Source organism: Janthinobacterium sp. GW460-12-1-14-LB5 (assembly GCF_059423585.1).
Window position 1 is genome coordinate 207,057 of record NZ_JBWKYD010000005.1, and the last position, 21,319, is coordinate 228,375.

Here is a 21,319-nt window from a genome sequence, read left to right on the forward strand (position 1 = left end):
ACATGACCACCATGCATAACGACGATACCGATACCAACTTCCCCGCCGCCTTCACCTGGGGCGTGGCCACCAGCGCCTACCAGATCGAGGGCGCCGCGGCCATCGATGGCCGCGGCCCGTCCATCTGGGATACCTTCAGCCACACGGATGGCAAGATCATCGACGGCAGCAATGGCGACGTGGCTTGCGACCACTATCACCGCTACGCCGGGGATGTGGAGCTGATCGCCAGCCTGGGCGTGAACGCCTACCGCTTTTCCATGTCCTGGTCGCGCGTCCAGCCCACGGGTTCCGGCGCCTGGAACGAGACCGGCTTCGATTTTTACTCCCGCCTGCTCGACGCCCTGGCCGCCAAAGGCCTCGATGCGCACCTGACCCTGTACCACTGGGACTTGCCGCAAGCGTTGCAGGACGAGGGCGGCTGGCTCAACCGCGCCACCTGCTACCACTTCGCCGCCTACGCGGCCGAGGTGGCGCGCCGCTTCGGCCACAGGGTCGCCAGCATCGCTACCCATAACGAGCCGTGGTGCACGGCCGTGCTGGGCCACGGCACGGGCCAGTTCGCGCCCGGCATGGCCGATCCGGCCGCCGCCGTGCAAGTGTCGCACCACCTGCTGCTGTCGCACGGTCTGGCCATGCAGGCCATGCGCGCCGTCAATCCGCCCGCGAAACTGGGCATCGTGCTCAATCAATGGACGGCCACGCCGGCCACCGACAGCGCCCAAGACCGGGAGCTGGCCGAACTCGAATATGCGCGCTCGGTGCAGTGGTATATGGACGCCATCTTCAAGGGCCGCTACCCGGCCCTGGCCCTGAAACACGCCGACGCTTCCGCTTTGGCCATCTTTGAAAACGATTTCATAGATATTAAACAGCCCATCGATTTCCTCGGCGTGAACTACTACACGCGCGCCTTCATGAGCGCCGAGACGCCGCCGCGCAAGCCCGAATGCAAGCTCGGCGTCAACGACATGGGCTGGGAAACCTATCCGCAAGGCTTGACGGAGCTGCTCGTGGGCCTGCACCGCGAATACCGGCTGCCGCCCGTCTACATCACGGAAAACGGCATGGCCGTGGCCGACAAGCCCGTCGGCGGCAAGATCCATGACCAGGCGCGCATCGAGTACGTGCGGCTGCACCTGGATGCCTTGCGCGCCGTGATTGCGCAGGGTATCGACGTGCGCGGCTATTTCTACTGGAGCCTGATGGATAACTTCGAGTGGAACTCGGGCTACGCCAAGCGCTTCGGCATGCTGTACGTCGATTACGCCACGCAGCAGCGCAGCTTCAAGGACAGCGCCCTGTGGTACCGCGACTTCATCGCCGCGCAGCGCTCTGCGCATGCCTTGGCAGCACCAGCCTTGGCCGGGGAGCACTGAGATGGCCGCCATTTCGCTGCGCGGCATCCGCAAGACCTACGGCGACGGCCCGGAAATCGTCAAGGGCCTGGACCTCGATATCCATGACGGCGAATTCATGGTCTTCGTGGGGCCGTCCGGTTGCGGTAAATCAACCCTGCTGCGCATGATCGCGGGTCTGGAAGACATCAGCGCGGGCCAGCTGCGCATCGGCGACTTGCTGGCCAACGACGTGGCGCCGGCCGAGCGGGGCATCGCCATGGTGTTCCAGAGCTACGCCCTGTATCCGCACATGACGGCGCGCGACAACATGGGCTTTGCCTTGAAATTGGCGGGCCAGACGGAAGCCGAAGTGCGCGCCGCAGTCGGCAAGGTGGCCGAGATTTTGCAGATCACGCACCTGCTCGACCGCAAACCCAAGGCCTTGTCGGGCGGCGAACGCCAGCGCGTGGCCATCGGCCGCTCCATCGTGCGCCAGCCCAAGGTGTTCCTGTTTGACGAGCCGCTGTCCAATCTCGACGCCTCGCTGCGCGTGCAGACGCGCATCGAACTGGCCAAGCTGCACCAGGAACTGGGCACAACCATGATCTACGTCACGCACGACCAGGTCGAGGCCATGACCCTGGGTGACAGGGTCGCCGTTTTCCACGGCGGCCACCTGGAGCAGGTGGGCGCGCCTTTGGCCCTGTACCGCCATCCGGCCAGCCAGTTCGTCGCCGGCTTCATCGGCGCCCTGCGCATGAACTTTTTGCCGTGCGCCGCCGTCCCGGCGCTGGCCAGCCAGCTTGGCGGCGCGGCGGGCATGCTGGTCGGCATACGCCCCGAACACCTGCGCCTGGTGCCGCGCAGCGAGGGCTACGGCGCCACCGTCACCCTGATCGAGCAGCTGGGCGACGCGCAGATCATCCACGCGACGCTGGAGGGAAGTTCGCATGCGGTGGCCATCAAGCTGCACGGCGAGGCGCGCCACGCGCTGGCGCAGGGCAGCGCCATCGGCTTCGCGCCGGAAGAGGGCCATGCCTTTCTGTTCGACACGGCCGGGCGCGCCGTGGCTACCCATTGACCCCGCACGGAGGCGACATGACTTCAGATTGACACCCAAAAAATGTGCAGCAGTAGCCAAAGAGCTATGTGATCATCATTCAACCAGCGGTACAGGAGACAACAACAATGCAACAGCTCAAACGCAATACCATCGCCCTCAGCCTGGCGCATGCGACCTTCGCCCAGTGCATCTTGCTGGGCAGCGGCGCCGCCATGGCCCAGGAAGCGGTCAGCACCACGGCAGCCACCGACACGGCAAAACCGGCCGCCGAACAGATGGACCGCATCGTCGTCACGGCCACGCGCCGCAACACCTTCGTGCAGGAGACGCCGCTGGCCGTCACCGCCTTCAACCAGGACACCCTGCAAAACAACCAGGTCAAGGACCTGGCGTCGCTGGCCACCATGGTGCCCAGCCTCGTCGTCGAGCAGCATGGCGACTCGGGCGGCGTGCACGTCTACATGCGCGGCGTCGGTTCGGCCAACCACACGGAGCTGGGCGACCCGGCCGTCGCCTTCTATGTCGACGGCGTGTATTCGCCGCGTCCCCAGGGCGCCACGGCGCTGATGTATGACCTGTCCCACGTCGAGGTGGCGCGCGGACCGCAGGGCACCCTGAACGGCCGCAATTCGACGGCCGGCGCCGTCAATCTCGTGTCGGCCGCGCCAAACACATCGAAGTTCATGGGCTCGGCCGGCATCACCGTGGGCGATTACCGCCACCTGCAGACGCAGGGCATGCTCAATATCCCGTTCTCCGACGACGTGGCGCTGCGCATCGCCGCCATCAAGGATAGCCATGACGGCACGGTGGACTTCCGCCGCGGCTCGAACGTCATGCCGGGCACGGCCAAGTATGGCGCCGGCGACCAGATGGGCGTGCGCGCCTCGCTGCTGTGGAAGTTCACGCCGCAGCTGCGCGGCACTTTTATTGCCGACTATTTCCTCGACCAGGGCGCTGGCAACGTCTACCTGGCGGCCGAACCCAAGCCGGGTGAGAAGCTGCGCTCGGCCCTGATCGATACGCCGGGCACCTTGGACCAGTCGATCCTGACCTACAAGGGCAAGCTCAATTACAAGCCGACCGATGCGCTGGATTTTACTTACCTGGGCAGCTGGAGCCGGTACAAGCGCCAGAACAGCAACGATGCCGATGCGGGCCTGTTCCCCGGCTTTAAGTCGGAAAACCGCACCGACTGGGCGCAGTTCGATAGCTATTCGCACGAGCTGCAGGCGCGCTCGGACGACGATGCGCCATTCCAGTGGGTGGCCGGCCTGTTCCTGTTCAATGAAAAGAACAAGGTGCGCTTTGATATCGACCGCAGCCAGATTTCGCAGGCGGCCGTGCAGCAGGATATTGCCAACGGCGCCGTGATCTTCGTGCAGCCGACCGTGGGCCAGTATGCGTCGTCCATGTCCTTCATCCAGGGCGACCGCCAGCTCAAATCGAAAGCCGTGTTCGGCCAGGTCAGCCAGCAGCTGACGGACCAGATCAAGCTGACGGCCGGCGCGCGCTACACGAAAGACCATAAATTCGACATCGGCGGCAAGAACTGGGCTTGTCCGAACTGGCCCGCCAACACGCCGCTGGGCACCACCGTGCTGACCGCCGACCAGCTGCGCCAGCTGGTCACGCCGGGCACGGGCCTGGCCAACACGCACAATATCGGCCCCGGCGGCGCCATCACGGCGGCCGCCTGCGGCAATACGCCGGGCGACAATACGGCCGACCTGAAATACGGCCAGGCCACCTGGCTGGGCCGCATCGAGTACAAGCTGCGCCCGGACATTCTGCTGTTCGGCTCCGTGACGACGGGCTTCCACTCGCCGGCCATCGGCGACGGCGGCGCCACCACCAAGCCGGAAAAGCTGACCAGCTATGAAATCGGCTTCAAGTCGGACTTGCTGAACCGCGAACTGACCCTGAACCTCGACGCCTTCCTGATGAAGTACAAGGACAAGCTCGAATCGCAGGTGGTCAACAGCGTGCTGGCCAACTTCAATGCGGCCGGCGCCACCGTCAAGGGCCTGGAAGCGGAATGGGTGTGGCGGCCGACGAAGGTCGACCGCCTGACGGGCAACGCCACCTGGCTCAAAGCTGTGTACGATGATTTCATGTCGTGCGACGTCGATGCGGCGCGCGCGAATGGCCAGTCCTGCGGCTCGACGGCGCCACTGGTGAACGTGGGCGGCAGCACCATGAAGCATGCGCCGAAGTTTTCCACCACCGTCCAGTACGAGCATGATTTCACGGTCGCCGGCGGCCAGCTCACGCCGCGCGCCTCGGTGCACTATGAAACCATGTCGTATGTGGGGGCGGGCGCGTTCAACGGCGACGTGCCGGGCCATGCGGGCGTCAAGCGCCAGGAAGCCTACACGACCCTGGACCTGAGCCTGCGCTTCCAGCCGGCGAACAAGGCGTACACGGTGGAAGCGTTCGTGCAGAACGCCACCGACAAGGCGGTCAAGCTGGACGTCAATGAAATCTGCACGGACGTGGGCATGCCATGCCAGCCCACGCAGCAGATCTACGGCGCCTTCTACAACGCGCCGCGCACGTTTGGCGCGCGCGTGTCGATGAAGTTTTAAATGAGGTAGTGTGAAAGAGCAGTTGCAGTCGCAGTCCACTCAGTAGGGGAAGGTGTTGGGCCGGGGAGCTTCCCCGGCCTTTTTTACTCTAACGTCGCCTGCACGCTGGCGATGCCGATCTGCGCGCTGCCTTCGGCCAGGCGCACGTTGACGTTCTGGCGCGCCTGCAGCTGGGCCGGCGAGCGCACGATGTTTCCCTTTTCGTCGCGCAGGATGGCGTAGCCGCGTTCCAGCGTGCGCTGCGGATTCAACAGTTCCAGCTGCGCCGCCAGGCCGTCGAGGCGGTGGCGCCGCTGGCTGACCAGCTGCGCCATGGCCGCGCCGCCGCGCCGCTGCATGTCCACCAGGCGGGCGCGTGGCGCCGTGACGTCGGGCCGCAAGGCCGTCCAGCGCGAACGCAGGCGTTCGAGCGCGTACTGTGCCTGGCTGACTGGCGCGCGCGCCGCATGCGTCATGGCCGTGGACAGGGCCAGCAGCTGCAAACGCTGCTGCTGCAGCTGCGCCTTCGGGTTGAGCAGGCGGCGGCTGTGACGGTCCAGCGTCTGCGCCGCATCGTCGAGGCTGCGGCGCATGGCGCGGCGCAGGTCCGCCGCATCGGCGCGCAGGGACGCCATCCAGTCGGCGCGCGGCGTGGCCGCCAGTTCGGCCGCCGCCGTCGGCGTGGCCGCGCGCAGGTCGGCCGCGAAGTCGGCAATGGTGAAATCCGTCTCGTGGCCCACGCCGCTGATCACGGGCATGGAACAATCGGCGATCGCGCATGCCACGGCTTCATCGTTGAACGACCACAGATCCTCGATGCTGCCGCCGCCACGGCACACCAGCAGCACGTCGCACTCGGCCCGTGTTGACGCCGTGCGGATGGCGTGCGCGATTTTTTCCGGCGCCTGCTGGCCCTGCACGGGCGTCGGGTACAGAATGATGGACACGTGCGGCGCGCGGCGCTTGAGCGCGATCAAGACATCGCGCAGGGCGGCCGCCTGCGGGCTGGTGACGATGCCGATGCTGCGCGCGAACATGGGGATGGCGCGCTTGCGTTCCTGGTCGAACAGGCCCTGCGCGGCCAGTTTTTCCTTCAGGCGCTGGAACGCTTCGTACAGGGCGCCCACGCCGGCGCGGCGAATGGCTTCCACGTTGATCTGGTAATCGCCGCGCGCGCCGTACAGGGTGACGAGGGCGCGCACTTCCACCTTGTCGCCTTCGCGCGGCGTGAAGCCGGCAAACTGGGCGCGGCCGCGGAACATCACGGCGCGCACCTGGGCGCCATCGTCCTTCAAGGTGAAATACCAGTGGCCGGAAGCGGCGCGCGTGAAGTTGGAAATCTCGCCGGCGATCCAGGTCAGGGGGAACGAGCGCTCGAGCAGGCGCGCGACGGCCTGGTTCAGGGCGCTGACGGTCAGCACGGGCGGGGCGGCAAAGCCGCTGTCAGTCGGGGTGTCGTTCATCATCAGGCAAGGGGAAAGAAGAAAGCTGTCCACATATTATCGGCGAGGTCATGCTTATGTCATATATCGTGCAAAACAACAAGATCTATTTCTAAGTAATTGATTTCATGCAGAATTCCCGCATGCCTGATTTGCGTGCACAGGGAAAAAATCCTTTAATATCAAGCACATCAGTGCAGCCCCTGCCACTTACGCACAAAGTTATCCACAGAAAGTGTGCGGAACTTTTTGCCTTGGACAAACATGGCCGGGCAGGCTGCTTTCGGTGAAGAAAAATGCCTTGCTACATTTTTGCGCACGGAAATAAAGTGTATAGGAATCAAGTGCTTAGTATGCCATGCATGGCCTTGCGCACAATCTTATCCACAAAAAATGTGCAGAACTCTGGCACGGCAGCGGATTTAGCCAGCGGAATGCCCATGGCATGGCTTGCCTGAATTTTGCGCAGCATAAAAATAGCCATATAGATCAAGGGTCTAGCGTGCAGTCGTGCGCCTTGCTCACAATCTTATCCACAGAATATGTGCAAAACCGCATAAATCGTTTCGTCTTTTCTCCGGGTTTTCCAGGGCGTGAGCAGGCGCTTGCGCTGCCTTATTTTTCAGCATTGAAAAAAACTCCTTTAAAATCAATGCTCTTGCATGGAGTCAATCGGCTTGCTCACAATCTTATCCACACTTTATGTGTGAAACTGGCTTCGCGGTGGAAAACTGCGTTTTTGAAGTCAAATCGGACGCTGAAAACCCAGCTTTTCAGCCCTTGCTACATTTTTATGCACGGCAATAAAAACGATATAAATCAATGTACTTAGCGTCTATCTTTGAGCTTGCGCACAATCTTGTCCACAGATTGTGTGCAGAACTTTGACGCTCCTTCTGCCGCCGATTGCGCGCTGCCTGCCACTTTTTTACTCATTGATTTAATTTTGTTTAAAATCAATGACTTAGATGAATTGCACGGCTTTGCGCACAATCTTGTCCACAGTAAATGTGCAGAACTCTTCAGGTATTAATTTATTGACATTGACTACTGGCGATAAGCTGCTATGCCTGTATTTTGCGCAGCACGATAATTTTCATGTAAATCAATGACTTGCATGCTGGACTTCATGCTTGCTCACAATCTTATCCACACAAAGTGTGCAAAACTGAGCGCCAGCGACACGCGCCTGCCGCGCCGTGTGGACAAGTGCCATGCAGGCGCCACTTGCCGCCGGCGCGGCAACGCGCTACATTGCGCCATTCCTGCGCGGACGTACAATCGGTCTTCGGCGCTCGGTACAATACAGGCTGTCCGGGTGGTCCGCCGCCTTCCCTTTACCAGGAGTTTCTTTTGCTCGCTATATTTCAAGCCGCTGGCTGGCCCATCTGGCTGTTGTTGATCGCTTCCATCGTCGCCCTGGCCCTGATCATCGAGCGCCTGCTGTATTTGCGACGTGCCAAGATCCTGCCCCGCAAGCTGTTTGATGAAGTGGTGCAGGTGTATCGCAGCGGCAAGATCACGCCGGACACGGTGGCCAAGCTGGAAGACAATTCGCCGCTGGGCGTGGTGCTGGCCGCCGCCTTGCGCAACGTCGACGCGCCGCGCGAAGTGATGAAGGAATCGATCGAAGAGGCGGGCAGCGGCGTGGCCCACACGCTGGAACGTTTCCTGACGACCCTGGGCACCATCGCCACCCTGGCGCCGCTGATGGGGCTGTTCGGCACGGTGATCGGCATGATCGAGATTTTTGCCTCGCCCGGCGCCACCGCGTCGAACACGGCGCTGTCGCACGGTATTTCCGTCGCCTTGTATAACACGGCGTTTGGCCTGGCCATCGCCATGCCGGCCCTGATCTTCTACCGCCACTTCCGCGCCCTCGTCGACAGCTTCGTCATTGATATGGAGCAACAAGCCGTCAAGTTCGTCGACATCGTCCACAGTGGCCGCAAATGAACTTCCGCAAAGGCAAGGGGCGTGAAGACCCCGAAATCAACCTGATCCCGTTCATCGATGTGTTGCTGGTGATCCTGATCTTCCTCATGGTCAGCACCACCTACAGCAAGTTTACGGAGCTGCAGATCACCTTGCCGACGGCCGACGCCGAGCAGGTCAAGGATAAGCCGCAGCAGATCGACGTCACCATCGATGCCAAGGGCAACTACACGGTCAACCGCGAACCCGTCTCGTTCCGCGACGTGGCCGGCCTGGCCGATGCCCTGCAGAACGCGGCCAAGGCTGCCAACGGCGGTAAGGCGCCGGCGCAGACGCCCGTGGTGGTGGTCAACGCCGACCAGTTCGCCATGCACCAGATGGTCATCCACGTGATGGAAGCGGCGCGCCTGGCCGGCTATGAAAAGCTGACGTTCGCGGCGCAGGCGGGCGGCAAGTAAGGCCAACCCCCAACCCCAACCGAAGTGCCGGGGTCGGACCCTCAGGGTCCGACCCCCCCCGCCCCCCCACCCCAGGTGTCGATTTTGGGTTCCAATTTTAGTTGACACCCCATGCCCACATCCTCCCCCGCCAAGCTTGAAACCACACTCACCCGCGCCTGGCTGACGCGCGGCCCGCTGGCGTGCGCGCTGTGGCCCGTCTCGCTGCTGTTCGGCGCCCTGAGCAGCGTCAGGCGCGGCCTGTACCGGGCAAACATCCTGAAATCGGCGCGCCTGCCCGTGCCCGTCGTCGTCGTCGGCAATATTTTTATCGGAGGCACGGGCAAGACGCCGCTGACGATCTGGCTGGTGCAAGCCTTGCGCGACGCGGGCATGCGCCCGGGCGTCATTTCGCGCGGCCATGGCAGCGCCGACCGTTCGCCGCGCGCCGTCACCGCCGCTTCCACGCCGCAGCAGGTGGGCGACGAGCCGCTGCTGATCTTCCAGCGCGGCGGCTGCCCCGTGATGGTGGGGCGCGACCGCGCGCAAGCGGGCAGGGCGCTGCTGGCGGCGCACCCGGACGTCGACGTGCTGGTCACGGACGACGGCTTGCAGCATTACGCCTTGCGGCGCGACGTGGAAATCGTGCTGTTCGACGGCCGCGGCGCGGGCAATGGCTGGCTGCTGCCGGCGGGACCGTTGCGCGAATCGCCGCGCCGCCGGCGCGACGTGACGGTGATCAATGCGCCCGCGCTGGCGCCGGCACTGGTGGACCAGGTCGCGCCCAAGGGCTCGCTGGTGGTGCAGATGCTGCTCGATGGCGGCGTGGCCGAACGCCTGCTCGACCGCACCGAGCGCATGCCCCTGGAAACCCTGGCGGCCAGCGGCCGGCGCATCGTGGCGGCGGCCGGCATCGGCAACCCCCGGCGCTTCTTTGCCATGCTGCGCGGGGCCGGATTGGACTTCATGGAACTGCCCCTGCCCGACCATCACGACTTCCTCGACCAGCCATTTGCGGCACTCGACACGGATGTGATCTTGATCACCGAGAAGGATGCAGTAAAATGTGCGCAAATTGAACATCTCAAAGATGACCCGAGACTGTGGGTCGTCCCCGTCAGTGCGCGCATCGATAGCGCGCTGGCCCAACAAATTGTGGAGAAATGTCGTGGACGCTCGACTGCTTGATATCCTGGTCTGCCCTGTTTGCAAGGGTCCGCTTGAACACGATAAAAAGGCGCAGGAACTGATTTGCCGCGCCGACCGCCTGGCCTATCCTATCCGCGATGGCATCCCCATCATGTGGGCGGACGAAGCGCGCACCCTGCAAGACGCAGTGGAATAACGATGGCGTTCATCGTCATCATCCCGGCCCGCCTGGCTTCGACGCGCCTGCCGAACAAGCCGCTGGCCGACCTGGGCGGCAAACCCATGGTGGTGCGCGTGGCCGAGCAGGCGGCGCTCTCTGGCGCCGCGCGCGTCATCGTCGCCACCGACCATGAGTCCATCCGCGACGCCTGCGCCGCGCATGGCGTGGAAGTGTGCATGACGCGCGCCGACCATCCGTCGGGCACGGACCGCATCGCCGAAGTGGCGCGCACGCTGGCTTTGCCGCCGGACGCCGTCGTCGTCAACCTGCAGGGCGACGAACCGCTGATCGATCCGGCCCTGCTGGCCGCCTGCGCGGCGCAGATCAGCGCCGCCGTCCCCATGGCCACGTGCGCCCATCCGTTGCACGACGTGGCCGATGCGTTCAATCCGAACGTGGTGAAGGTCGTGCTGGACAAGAACGGCCGCGCCTTGTATTTCTCGCGTGCAACGATTCCGTGGCACCGCGACGGCTTCGCCCAGTCCCGTGAAAACTTGCCGCAAGGCTACGTGCCGCTGCGCCATATCGGCCTGTATGCGTACAGCAATGCATTTTTGCAAGAATATCCGCAATTGTCCGCATCGCCGCTGGAAGCCATCGAGGCGCTGGAGCAGTTGCGCGTGCTGTGGCACGGTGTTGCCATCGCCGTTCACGTCACGGACTCGGCGCCGGCCGCCGGTGTCGACACGCCGGAAGATCTTGCCAGGGTGCAAGCCCACTACGGCGCCCTGTAAGCGCTACCCGCAAAACGGCAGGCGTGCAAATATAATTTGTATGCCTGCAGCAAAAACCACATTTTGAAACGTCCGCCTCGCTAATTGCTGGCTTTGATCAATCAGGGCATAGCAATTCGATAGCAAACTGGCGCTCTGGGGATTTTTTGTGGTAAGTTTCGTAGGGAAAGATAGCCATAGCAACACCATCTAAAAATAATTACACATACCACCATCCAAAATCTGTTTTTTAGGAACTTTTCAATGCGTCTGATACTTTTAGGAGCACCCGGTGCCGGCAAGGGCACCCAAGCTAATTTCATCAAAGAAAAATACAATATTCCACAAATCTCCACGGGCGACATGCTGCGCGCGGCGATCAAGGAAGGCACGGAACTGGGCCTGGCAGCGAAAAAAGTCATGGATGCGGGCGGCCTCGTGTCGGACGACATCATGATCGGCCTGGTCAAGAACCGCCTGCAGGACGCCGATTGCGCCAATGGCTACCTGTTCGACGGCTTCCCGCGCACCATCGCGCAAGCGGACGCCATGAAAGATGCGGGCATCCATGTTGACTACGTGCTGGAAATCGACGTGCCGGACGAGTCGATCATCGAGCGCATGGACGGCCGCCGCAGCCACCCGGGTTCGGGCCGCGTCTACCACGTCAAATTCAATCCGCCCAAGGTCGACGGCGTCGATGACATCACGGGCGAACCGTTGATCCAGCGCGACGACGACAAGGCAGAAACGGTCAAGAAGCGCCTGGATGTGTACCACAACCAGACCAAGGTCTTGCTCGGTTACTACAACGACTGGGCCAAGTCCGGTCTGCCGGGCGCACCGAAATACCGCCGCATCGCCGGCGTCGGTCCGGTCGAGCAAATCCGCGACAGCGCATTTGCCGCCCTGGCGGAATAAGCAGTATTGAAAAGCGGACCTGAGTGTCCGCTTTTTTTGTGCCCGCTTTTCGCCAGCGGTGCCGTGTCGTTTTCGTGGTTCAGGTTTTTTGCAGGTCGTGTTTTCCTGGCTGCGCGTGCCTACCCGGTGCGGTCTGCAGCTGTTGGCAATGACGTCGGATAAAAACAGAAGGGGACGATATGGCAGCCAGTTTGTGGTTTGCGGTAGCCTGCGGCGTGGTCGCAGTCATTTACGGTTTGGTGTCGCGCAGCTGGATCCTGAGGCAGGATCCCGGCAACGCGCGCATGCAGGAAATCGCCCTGGCCATCCAGCAGGGCGCGGCCGCCTATCTGGCGCGCCAGTACCGCACCATCGCCATCGTCGGCGTGGTGCTGCTGATCGCCATCTATGTGCTGCTCGGCTTGCACACGGCGCTGGGCTTCCTGATCGGTGCCGTGCTGTCGGGCGCCTGCGGCTTCATCGGTATGAACGTCTCCGTGCGGGCCAATGTGCGCACGGCGCAGGCGGCCACCCTGGGCATCAACCAGGCCTTGAACGTGGCTTTCAAGGGCGGGGCGATCACGGGCATGCTGGTCGTCGGCCTGGGCTTGCTGGGCGTGACCCTGTTCTACTGGCTGCTGGCGACGACGGGCGCGCCCGGCCTGACCCAGCATGACCTGATCAAGCCCCTGATCGGCCTGGCCTTCGGCGCCTCGCTCATTTCCATCTTCGCGCGTCTCGGCGGCGGCATCTTCACCAAGGGCGCCGATGTGGGCGCGGACCTGGTGGGCAAGGTCGAGGCGGGCATCCCCGAGGACGACCCGCGCAATCCGGCCGTCATTGCCGACAACGTGGGCGACAACGTGGGCGACTGCGCCGGCATGGCGGCCGACCTGTTCGAGACCTATGTCGTGACCCTGATCGCCACCATGCTGCTGGGCGCGCTGCTGATGGCAGAGGCCAGCAGCACGGCCATCATCTACCCGCTGCTGCTGGGCGCCGTCTCCATCCTCGCTTCCATCGTCGGCTGCTCGATGGTGAAAACGGCCCCGGGCAAGAAGATCATGTCGGCCCTGTACACGGGCCTGTGGTGGGCGGCCGGCCTGTCGCTGGTGGGCTTTGCCGTCGTGACGTGGCTGCTGTGGCCCGACGACGCCATGCGCTACAAGATGCTGGGCGCCACCGTCGTCGGCATCGTCCTCACGGGCCTGATGGTGTACATCACCGAGTACTACACGGGCACGGATTTCAAGCCCGTGCGCCATATCGCCGAAGCGTCGACGACGGGCCACGGCACGAATATCATCGCCGGCCTGGGCGTGTCGATGAAGTCCACTGCCTATCCGGTGCTGGCCGTCTGCGTCGCCATCCTCGTCTCGTACCAGCTGGCCGGCCTGTACGGCATCGCCATTGCGGCCACGTCGATGCTGTCGATGGCGGGCATCATCGTCGCGCTCGACGCGTATGGCCCCATCACGGATAATGCGGGCGGCATCGCGGAAATGTCGGGCTTGCCCGACTCCGTGCGCGCCATCACCGATCCTCTGGATGCCGTCGGGAATACGACCAAGGCCGTCACCAAGGGCTACGCCATCGGCTCGGCCGGGCTGGCCGCGCTGGTGCTGTTTGCCGATTACACGCATGCGCTCGAATCCGTGGGCCAGCACATCACGTTTGACTTGTCGAACCCGATGGTCATCGTCGGTCTGTTCATCGGCGGCCTGATACCGTACCTGTTCGGCGCCATGGCGATGGAAGCCGTGGGCCGCGCGGCCGGTGCCGTGGTAGTGGAAGTACGGCGGCAGTTCCGCGACATCAAAGGCATCATGGAAGGCACGGCGCGGCCCGAATACGACAAGGCCGTCGACATGCTGACGGCGTCGGCCATCCGCGAAATGATCGTGCCGTCCTTGCTGCCCGTCGTCGTGCCCATCGTCGTGGGCATGCTGCTGGGGCCTGCGGCACTCGGCGGTCTCTTGATGGGGACGATTGTGACGGGCCTGTTCGTGGCCATTTCCATGACCACGGGCGGCGGCGCCTGGGACAATGCGAAGAAATACATCGAGGATGGCCACTTCGGCGGCAAGGGGTCGGACGCGCACAAGGCGGCCGTCACGGGCGACACGGTGGGCGACCCGTACAAGGATACGGCCGGTCCTGCGGTGAACCCCTTGATCAAGATCATCAATATCGTGGCCCTGCTGCTGGTGCCGCTGCTGCCGGCCACGGGCTGGCTGGCCGTGGCAGCGCCGGCACCCGTCCACGCGCCCGCGCCACCCATCCTGGCGCCGGCGACACCTGTGCAAAGCTTGCCCGCGCAATAAGAGGGTGCGGTTCCCGCAGCCCCGTGGCACGTGAAAAATTGCAGTACGGCATGGCGTGCCGTAGCACCGGCCAGCGTGCGCTGACGGGGAGGCGAACATGAACACGATAGCGTTGATGGGGCGTGCCGGCCTGCTGGCGCCGCTGCTGCTGGCCGCCTGCACGGTGCTGCCGGAAGGGCCGTCGGCCATGGTCTTGCCCGGCACGGGCAAGAGTTTCGAGCAATTTCGCGGCGATGACGGCAGTTGCCGTGGCTATGCGCAGGCGCAGCTGGCCGGCACGGGCGCGGCCGAGAGCTCCTCGCATGGCATGCAGCGCAGCTACGATGACCCTTATCAAAAATGTATGTATGCGAGCGGCCACAAGGTGCCCTTGGCCGGGCGGATGCTGGGCAGCGTGCCGGCGAATGCCGCCACGCCGCCGCCCGATACGCCGCCGCCCCGTTATTAGCCGCTTAGAAGCGCGACGTCAGGCCGACGAACATGCGGCGTCCCGGCACGTAGTAGTCGACCAGGCCGTCGGCCATCGGGCCCTTCTTGAACAGGTTTTGCACGCCGCCGCGTACCGTCCACTGGGGCGTGACCTTGTATGACACGACCGTGTCGACGATGGTGTAGGCCTTGTCGGCCAGCTTGCCGGCATCGAGTTCCTTGCCCGTGTACTGGGCCGACACTTCGCCGAACAGCTGGTCGTTGACTTGCCAGCCCAGCGCCGAGTACCACGACAGTTTTGGCGTGGACAGCAGGTTGGCGCCCGTAGTGAGGTTTTTCGCTTCCGCCATGTAGGTGACGTTGTTACGCCAGTTCAGGTTTTTCGTCAGCGGGATGGTGGCCGTCGCTTCCAGGCCGCTGGTGCGCGCCTTCTGGATATTCGTCATCTTGGTCCACCAGCGCTGCTGGTAAAAGCCCAGCGGCGCATAGTCGATCTTGTTCTTGAAATCCGTGTGGAACCAGGTCAGGCCCACGTCCCAGCCATTCTGTTCCCACGCCACGCCGATCTCGCCGGCCGTGCTCGTTTCCGGCTTCAGGTCCGCATTGCCGGCCATGTAGCAGTCGCCCGTGATGTAGCCGAGCGGTTTCAGGCTGCCGCAACCGCGTCCGGCCGAGTTGGTCGCTGCCGCCGGCGAGTTTTCCTTCAGGCTCGGGGCGCGGAAGCCTTGCGACACGCCGCCCTTGATGGTCCAGGCGGGGGCGGGGTGGTACACCAGGTACAGGCGCGGGCTGTAGTGGTTGCCGAACTTGCTGTGGTGATCGAGGCGCAGGCCGGCCGTGGCCGTCAAGTTTTCGCGCAAGAACAATTGATCTTCCGCAAACAGGGCCGAGGTGGTGCCCGACAGGGTCGCGCCGCTCACGGTGTTGCCCAGATAATCGGTGGGCACGGTGCCGATGGTATTCGTGTTCGTCAGTTCCTGGTGCTTCCACTGGCCGCCCATCACGAGCATTTGCTCGATGCCGCCCCAGCCGAGCCGTTTTTCCAGGCTGGCATCGAGCGTGCTGTCCTTGGATTTCGCCACCGTGCCGACGTCCTGGTTATCGAAGTCGTTGTGATACAGGTTGACCGTGGTCTTGCCGAAGTCCCAGCGGCCTTCGTAGCCGAGGCTGACGCTCTTGCGTATCAGCTTGTTGGCGCCCCAGCTGTAGACCAGCGGCTCGCCATCCGCATCATGCGCACTCGAATTGCTCGCTTCCTGCCTGCCATAGCTGGCGTCCAGCGACAGGTTCTGTTTCTTGTCCAGCGCCCAGGTCAGCTGGCCCGAGACAGTCTGGTTGCGTTCGCCGCCCATGGCGCCCGCTTTGTCGAAGGATTTTTCATCGGGATTCTGGCGCGACTGGTTCACGCCCAGGCGCATGCCGACCGTGTCCGACAAGGGACCAGCCAGGTTCACGCCCAACTGGTGCGCCGTGCCGCGGTCGCTGTCCTGCGGCTGCGTGTAGTTGGCCGTGGCCGAGCCGTTCCACTTGCCCGGCACCTTGCGTGTGATGATGTTGATCACGCCGCCCATGGCGTCCGAGCCGTACAGCGAGGACATGGGACCACGCACCACTTCGATGCGCTCGATCATGTCGGGCGAGATCCAGTTCAAGTCCTGGCGGCCCAGATCCGGGCGGTAAGCCGTGTCGGCCGAGCTGCCCACGCGCTTGCCATCGACCAGGATCAGCGTGTATTTGTCGGGCAGGCCGCGCAGCTTGATCTTCGACGCTTCGCGTTCGGGGCCGGTGCCGCCCGTCACGCCGGGGATGCGGCGCAGCAAGGTGTTCAGGTCATACACGGGCTGGCGCTCGATTTCCTCGCGCGTGATGACACTGATGCTGGCCGGCGCATCCTTGATGTCGATGGCCGTGCCCGACGCGGTGACGACCACCGTGTTCATGGTGGGATCGGCGGCCACATTGCCTTCGGCCCAGGCGTTGCTGACGGCCAGCGAGAGCAGGCAGGGCAGGAGCAGGGCGGCGGAATGCATGGCACGGGCGGGAGTGGAAGCGGGGATTACGAAGGCGGGACTACGCTTGGTCATGGTGAACTTTCCGGATGTTGTTATTTCCTGGCTGCCTTCCGGGTGGCTCGGGTATGAATGAAAAGAGAATCAACTGCGCTCGAATTCTGATAATGAGAATAAGAATCGTTCTTATTGTAGTGCCATCCTGGCAAGAAGGAAAGTGCTGAAAGGAAATAAAACACCGTTGCAGTATGTGCATGGCATCTGGCGCAGTGTGTGCCAATAATGAAAGCGGTAAGATCGATGCTTGGGGAGGTGGCATGAAGACGATGGTAAAAAGCATGCTGGCGCTGGCCGGCGCCCTGCTGGTAGCGGCTGGCGGCCATGCCCGGGCGCAGGAACCGGCGGCGCCTGCCGAGTCTTTGTCTGAGCCTTTGCCTGTGTGCCGGCTCGACCCGCGCGACAGCGGCAAGCTGGCCGTGGAACCGTGCCGCCCGGCGCCGCCCGTGCAGCCGCGCCGTTCCGTGGCGCAGGTGATCGGCCGCATGCCGGCGCAGCCAGCGCCTCCCATTGTGCCCATGGCGCCTTTGCCGCCCGGCCCGGTCGTGCCCATGCCGCGCGCGCCGCAGCCCATCGGTTCCTGCGACGCGGGCGGTTGCCGCGACGCGTCCGGCGCGCGCTACGACGGCGCGGGCAACGCCACGCTCGATGCCAACGGGCGCATCTGCCACCGCAACGGCGCTTTTATCCAGTGTTTTTAAGCCTGCCACGCGCTGGCGCCGCAAGTTTTCGCTCGGTGACGGCAAAAATGGCTACAATTGTCGCCGACATTACGTTTACGTAAACGTAATAGCGCGTAATGGCGTAATAATGGCATCGTGCATCGTGCATCAACCATCAGGCGCCGGGAACACGGCCCTTATCACTCAGGAGATTTCATGCAGATTCAGGACAATGTATTCATCATCACGGGCGGCGCATCGGGTTTGGGCGCGGCCACGGCGCGCATGCTGACGGCGGCCGGCGGCAAGGTCGTGCTGGCCGACGTGCAGACGGAAGCGGGCCAGGCGCTGGCCGCTGAACTGAACGGCGTGTTCGTGCAGTGCGACGTGACGTCGGAAGAAGACGGCATGGCCGTGGTGGCGGCGGCCACCAAGCTGGGCACCTTGCGCGGCCTGGTCAACTGCGCCGGCGTGGCGCCCGCCGTGAAAACCGTGGGCAAGGATGGCCCGCACCCGCTGGCCCTGTTCCAGAAAGTCGTCAACATCAACCTGGTGGGCACCTTCAATATGTGCCGCCTGGCGGCCGACGCCATGGCGAAACAGGATGCGACGGCGGAAGGCGAGCGCGGCATCATCATCAACACGGCGTCCGTGGCGGCCTACGATGGCCAGATCGGCCAGGCGGCGTATGCCTCGTCGAAGGCGGCCGTGGTGGGACTGACCCTGCCGATGGCGCGCGACCTGTCGCGCAACGGCATCCGCGTGATGACGGTGGCGCCAGGCATTTTCGAAACGCCGATGCTGCTCGGCATGCCGGCCGAAGTGCAGGATGCGCTGGGCAAGATGGTGCCGTTCCCTTCGCGCCTGGGCAAGCCCGGCGAATACGCGCAGCTGGTGAAAGCCATCGTGGAAAACGTCATGCTTAATGGCGAAACAATCCGCCTGGACGGCGCGATCCGCATGCAGCCCAAATAAGCCTGGCGTGATTTGATGTAGGATACCCCCGTATGGGGCGTACAGCCTTGCCTGGCTGTGCGCCCTTTTTTTATCGGAGAATCCATGATCGCATTGAAGCCGCTGGCGCTGAGCCTGACCTTGCTGGGAGCCCTGGCTGCCAGTCCCGTATTTGCCGAAGTGCCGCAAAAGGCGCCGGAAATCGCCACCGCATATGCGGAGAAATCGGGCTGGGCGGCGCAGAAATTCATGGTCGCCGCCGCCAACCCGCTGGCCGCCGATGCCGGCTACCAGATGCTGAAAAAGGGCGGCAGCGCCATCGACGCGGCCATCGCCACGCAGCTGGTGCTCACCCTGGTCGAGCCGCAATCGTCGGGCATCGGCGGCGGCGCCTTTTTGCTGTACTCCACGGCCAAGGGCGTGCAGGCGTTCGACGGGCGCGAAACGGCGCCGGCCGCCGCCGACGAACACCTGTTCCAGAACGCGGACGGCAGCCCCGTCTCGCGCGCCACGGGCGTCGTGGGCGGGCGTTCCGTGGGCGCGCCGGGCGTGCTGCGCATGCTGGAATTGGCGCACAAGGAACACGGCAAGCTGCCGTGGGCGACCCTGTTCGGCCCCGCCATCCGCCTGGCGCACGGCGGCTTTCCCGTCAGCCAGCGCCTCAACGGCCTGTTAAGCTGGGATCAGGCCCTCAAGCGCGACCCTGTCGCCGCAGCGTATTTCTATGACGGCGAGGGCAAGGCCTGGCCCGTCGGCCACGTGCTGAAGAACCCGCAACTGGCGCGCACCCTGCGCGAGATCGCCCGCGGCGGCGCCGACGCCTTTTACCAGGGCCGCATCGCGCGCGACATCGCCGCCAAGGTGGCGTCGCACCCCACCAATCCGGGCAAGCTGACGGCGCAGGATATCGCCGGCTACCGCGCCAAGGTGCGCGAACCCGTCTGCAGCGATTACAAGGCGTGGACCGTGTGCGGCATGCCGCCGCCATCGTCGGGCGGCATCGCCATCGCGCAGATGCTGGGCATCCTGGAAGTGAAGGATATCGGCCCGTATGCGCCCGTCGACGGCGTGCCCGATGCACAGGCGATCCATCTGTTCTCGGAAGCGGGGCGCCTGGCCTACGCGGACCGCAACCGCTACGTGGCCGACACGGATTTCGTGCCGCTGCCCGGTAACGGCATCGCCTCGATGCTCGATAAAACCTACCTGGCGCAGCGCGCCGCCTTGATCGGCGACAAATCCATGGGCAAGGCCTTGCCCGGCACGCCGCCCGGCATGCAGGTGGCATGGGGCATGGACAACGCCTTGCAGCGCCCGTCGACGTCGCACCTGGTGGCCGTCGATGCTTTTGGGGGCGGCCTGTCGATGACCACCAGCGTGGAAGACGCGTTCGGCTCGCGCCAGATGGTCGACGGCTTCCTGCTGAATAACCAGCTGACGGATTTCTCGTTCGATTCGCGCGATGCCGACGGCCCCATCGCCAACCGGGTCGAAGCGGGCAAGCGTCCGCGCAGCGCCATGTCGCCTACGCTGGTATTCGAGAAGGGCACGCACAAGCTGGTGCTGGCCACGGGCTCGCCTGGCGGCTCGTCCATCATCAATTACGTTGCCAAGGTGCTGGTCGGCACCATGGACTGGGGCTTGAACGTGCAGCAGGCGATCAGTCTGCCGAACTTCGGCAGCCGCAATGGCCCGACGGAGCTGGAAAAGGGCCGCGCGCCGGCCGCGCAAGTCGAGGCACTGCAGGCGATGGGCCACGAAGTGCGCGTGATCGAACAGAATTCCGGCTTGCAGGGCATCATGCGCCTGTCCGCGCACGGCAAGGATTTCTGGTTTGGCGGGGCTGATCCACGGCGCGAAGGCATGGTACGGGGAGACTAATCTTTTCCACAAAGCATCCAGACCCTGCTAATCTGCCGGCATGGGAATGCAAAATAAAACAGGCTTGATACTCACGGGAGGGGGCGCCCGTGCCGCCTACCAGGTGGGCGTGCTGCAGGCGATTTCGGCGATTCTGTGGGAAGCGGGCTGGGCGCCGGCGCGCAACCCGTTCGACATCATCTGCGGCACCTCGGCCGGCGCCATCAATGCCACGGCGCTGGCCTGTCGCGCGGATAACTTCGGCGAAGGCGTGCAAAAGCTGCTCGACGTGTGGCAGCACATCGAGGTCGAGCAAGTGTACCGGGCCGATTCGCTGGGCGTGATCCGCTCGGGCGCGCGCTGGCTGTCCTTGCTGTCGTTCGGCTGGCTGCTGCGCCAGTGGCATGCCTCGCCGCCCAGTTCCCTGCTCGACAATACCCCGCTGGTCAGCCTGCTGCACCGCATGCTCGACCTGCCGCGCCTGGATGCGGCCCTGGCCGACGGCCTGCTGCATGCGCTGGCCGTGACGGCATCGTCGTACTCGGGCAGCCGCCACATGACGTTTTACCAGACGGCCGAGGATATCGCGCCGTGGGTGCGCACGCAGCGCCTGGCCTTGCCCGACCAGATCGGCGTGGAGCACTTGCTCGCTTCGGCAGCCATCCCTTTTATTTTTCCCGCCGTGCCCCTGTACGTGGGCGGCCAGCGCGAATACTGCGGCGACGGTTCCATGCGCCAGCTGGCGCCTATTTCTCCGGCCATCCACCTGGGCGCGAACAAGGTGCTGGTGGTGGGCGCGGGGCGCATGACGGAACCGGCGCCCGCCGCGTCCGAAGCGGCGCGCTACCCCAGCCTGGCGCAGATCGCCGGCCACGCGCTGTCGTCGATCTTCCTCGATGGCCTGGCCGTCGATATCGAGCGCCTGAACCGCATCAACCTGACCCTGTCGATGCTGCCGCCCGAGTTGCTGGGCAAGACGGCCTTGAAACCGGTGGAATTGCTGGTCATCGCGCCGTCCGAACGGCTCGACGCCATCGCCAGCCGGCATATCGGCAGTTTGCCGCGTCCCATCCGCACCATGTTGTCGGGTATCGGCGCGGCCGAAGCGCGCGGTGCGGCGCTGGCATCGTATTTGTTGTTCGAATCGACGTATACTAACGAGCTGATCCGTCTTGGACAGCGCGATACGCAGGCCCGCAAGGACGATGTACTGGCGTTTTTTGGTTCTTGAGACGGCCCTTGGAGCGGCGTGCGGGTT

At 64.0% G+C, this 21,319-nt stretch carries 18 protein-coding genes; 15 read left to right on the top strand and 3 right to left on the bottom strand.

The window, feature by feature from the left end; all coding sequences use genetic code 11:
* The first annotated feature begins 2 nt into the window (after positions 1-2).
* The 3 genes from AC07X6_RS06940 to AC07X6_RS06950 all read left to right on the top strand — a co-directional run bounded on the left by AC07X6_RS06940 (position 3) and on the right by AC07X6_RS06950 (position 4,991).
* On the top strand, positions 3-1,379 hold the full coding sequence (locus AC07X6_RS06940; RefSeq protein ID WP_494790483.1) for a GH1 family beta-glucosidase: 1,377 nt from the start codon (positions 3-5) through the stop codon (positions 1,377-1,379).
* Position 1,380: 1 nt separating this feature from the next.
* On the top strand, positions 1,381-2,421 hold the full coding sequence (locus AC07X6_RS06945) for an ABC transporter ATP-binding protein (protein WP_494790484.1): 1,041 nt from the start codon (positions 1,381-1,383) through the stop codon (positions 2,419-2,421).
* 107 nt (positions 2,422-2,528) lie between these two features.
* Positions 2,529-4,991: a TonB-dependent receptor gene (locus tag AC07X6_RS06950; RefSeq protein WP_494790485.1), complete on the top strand. Its 2,463-nt coding sequence runs from the start codon at positions 2,529-2,531 to the stop codon at positions 4,989-4,991.
* 83 nt (positions 4,992-5,074) lie between these two features.
* Here the strand turns inward: AC07X6_RS06950 and xseA are convergent, their stop codons facing one another.
* Together xseA and AC07X6_RS06960 are read right to left on the bottom strand one after the other, a co-directional pair.
* Positions 5,075-6,436, bottom strand: coding sequence for an exodeoxyribonuclease VII large subunit (gene xseA, locus AC07X6_RS06955; protein ID WP_494790486.1), 1,362 nt, complete (start codon positions 6,434-6,436; stop codon positions 5,075-5,077).
* Positions 6,437-6,752: 316 nt separating this feature from the next.
* Entirely contained in the window at positions 6,753-6,884 is a 132-nt protein-coding gene (locus tag AC07X6_RS06960; RefSeq protein ID WP_265334726.1) for a hypothetical protein, read from the bottom strand.
* A gap of 881 nt (positions 6,885-7,765) precedes the next feature.
* Between AC07X6_RS06960 and AC07X6_RS06965 the strand changes: the two genes are divergently transcribed.
* The 8 genes from AC07X6_RS06965 (at position 7,766) to AC07X6_RS07000 (ending at position 14,538) form a co-directional block, all read left to right on the top strand.
* Entirely contained in the window at positions 7,766-8,368 is a 603-nt protein-coding gene (locus AC07X6_RS06965) for a MotA/TolQ/ExbB proton channel family protein (RefSeq protein ID WP_230538447.1), read from the top strand.
* A complete protein-coding gene (locus tag AC07X6_RS06970) occupies positions 8,365-8,805 on the top strand; it encodes an ExbD/TolR family protein (RefSeq protein ID WP_230538446.1) in 441 nt (146 codons plus the stop codon). The genes AC07X6_RS06965 and AC07X6_RS06970 overlap by 4 nt, the downstream gene beginning before the upstream one ends.
* 111 nt (positions 8,806-8,916) lie before the next feature.
* Complete coding sequence (gene lpxK / locus AC07X6_RS06975; protein WP_494790487.1) at positions 8,917-9,972, top strand: tetraacyldisaccharide 4'-kinase; 1,056 nt, start codon at positions 8,917-8,919, stop codon at positions 9,970-9,972.
* Positions 9,953-10,129: a Trm112 family protein gene (locus tag AC07X6_RS06980; protein WP_010395789.1), complete on the top strand. Its 177-nt coding sequence runs from the start codon at positions 9,953-9,955 to the stop codon at positions 10,127-10,129. The genes lpxK and AC07X6_RS06980 overlap by 20 nt, the downstream gene beginning before the upstream one ends.
* Positions 10,130-10,131: 2 nt before the next feature.
* Positions 10,132-10,887 (top strand): 3-deoxy-manno-octulosonate cytidylyltransferase, encoded by a 756-nt coding sequence (gene kdsB / locus AC07X6_RS06985; RefSeq protein WP_230538444.1) that lies wholly within the window; start codon positions 10,132-10,134, stop codon positions 10,885-10,887.
* A 243-nt stretch (positions 10,888-11,130) separates the two neighbouring features.
* On the top strand, positions 11,131-11,787 hold the full coding sequence (adk, locus tag AC07X6_RS06990; RefSeq protein WP_230538443.1) for an adenylate kinase: 657 nt from the start codon (positions 11,131-11,133) through the stop codon (positions 11,785-11,787).
* A gap of 179 nt (positions 11,788-11,966) precedes the next feature.
* On the top strand, positions 11,967-14,090 hold the full coding sequence (locus tag AC07X6_RS06995; protein ID WP_494790488.1) for a sodium-translocating pyrophosphatase: 2,124 nt from the start codon (positions 11,967-11,969) through the stop codon (positions 14,088-14,090).
* Positions 14,091-14,187: 97 nt separating this feature from the next.
* A complete protein-coding gene (locus tag AC07X6_RS07000) occupies positions 14,188-14,538 on the top strand; it encodes a glycine zipper family protein (protein ID WP_494790489.1) in 351 nt (116 codons plus the stop codon).
* Between the two features lie 4 nt (positions 14,539-14,542).
* On the opposite strand, the gene AC07X6_RS07005 is transcribed toward AC07X6_RS07000, so the two are convergent.
* Positions 14,543-16,603, bottom strand: a complete 2,061-nt coding sequence (locus AC07X6_RS07005; protein ID WP_494790490.1) for a TonB-dependent receptor domain-containing protein — start codon at positions 16,601-16,603, stop codon at positions 14,543-14,545.
* 242 nt (positions 16,604-16,845) lie between these two features.
* On the opposite strand from AC07X6_RS07005, the gene AC07X6_RS07010 reads away from it, so the two are divergent.
* From AC07X6_RS07010 to AC07X6_RS07025, 4 genes are all read left to right on the top strand, one after another.
* The gene (locus tag AC07X6_RS07010; RefSeq protein WP_494790491.1) at positions 16,846-17,286 is read left to right on the top strand and encodes a hypothetical protein; all 441 of its coding nucleotides are present in this window, start codon (positions 16,846-16,848) and stop codon (positions 17,284-17,286) included.
* 177 nt (positions 17,287-17,463) lie between these two features.
* Positions 17,464-18,222, top strand: a complete 759-nt coding sequence (locus AC07X6_RS07015) for a 3-hydroxyacyl-CoA dehydrogenase (protein WP_035825778.1) — start codon at positions 17,464-17,466, stop codon at positions 18,220-18,222.
* Positions 18,223-18,306: 84 nt separating this feature from the next.
* On the top strand, positions 18,307-20,082 hold the full coding sequence (gene ggt, locus AC07X6_RS07020; protein ID WP_494790492.1) for a gamma-glutamyltransferase: 1,776 nt from the start codon (positions 18,307-18,309) through the stop codon (positions 20,080-20,082).
* A gap of 40 nt (positions 20,083-20,122) precedes the next feature.
* Positions 20,123-21,292 carry a patatin-like phospholipase family protein gene (locus tag AC07X6_RS07025; RefSeq protein WP_092715093.1) on the top strand — a complete coding sequence of 390 codons (1,170 nt, stop codon included), beginning with the start codon at positions 20,123-20,125 and terminating at the stop codon, positions 21,290-21,292.
* The last annotated feature ends 27 nt before the right edge of the window (positions 21,293-21,319 follow it).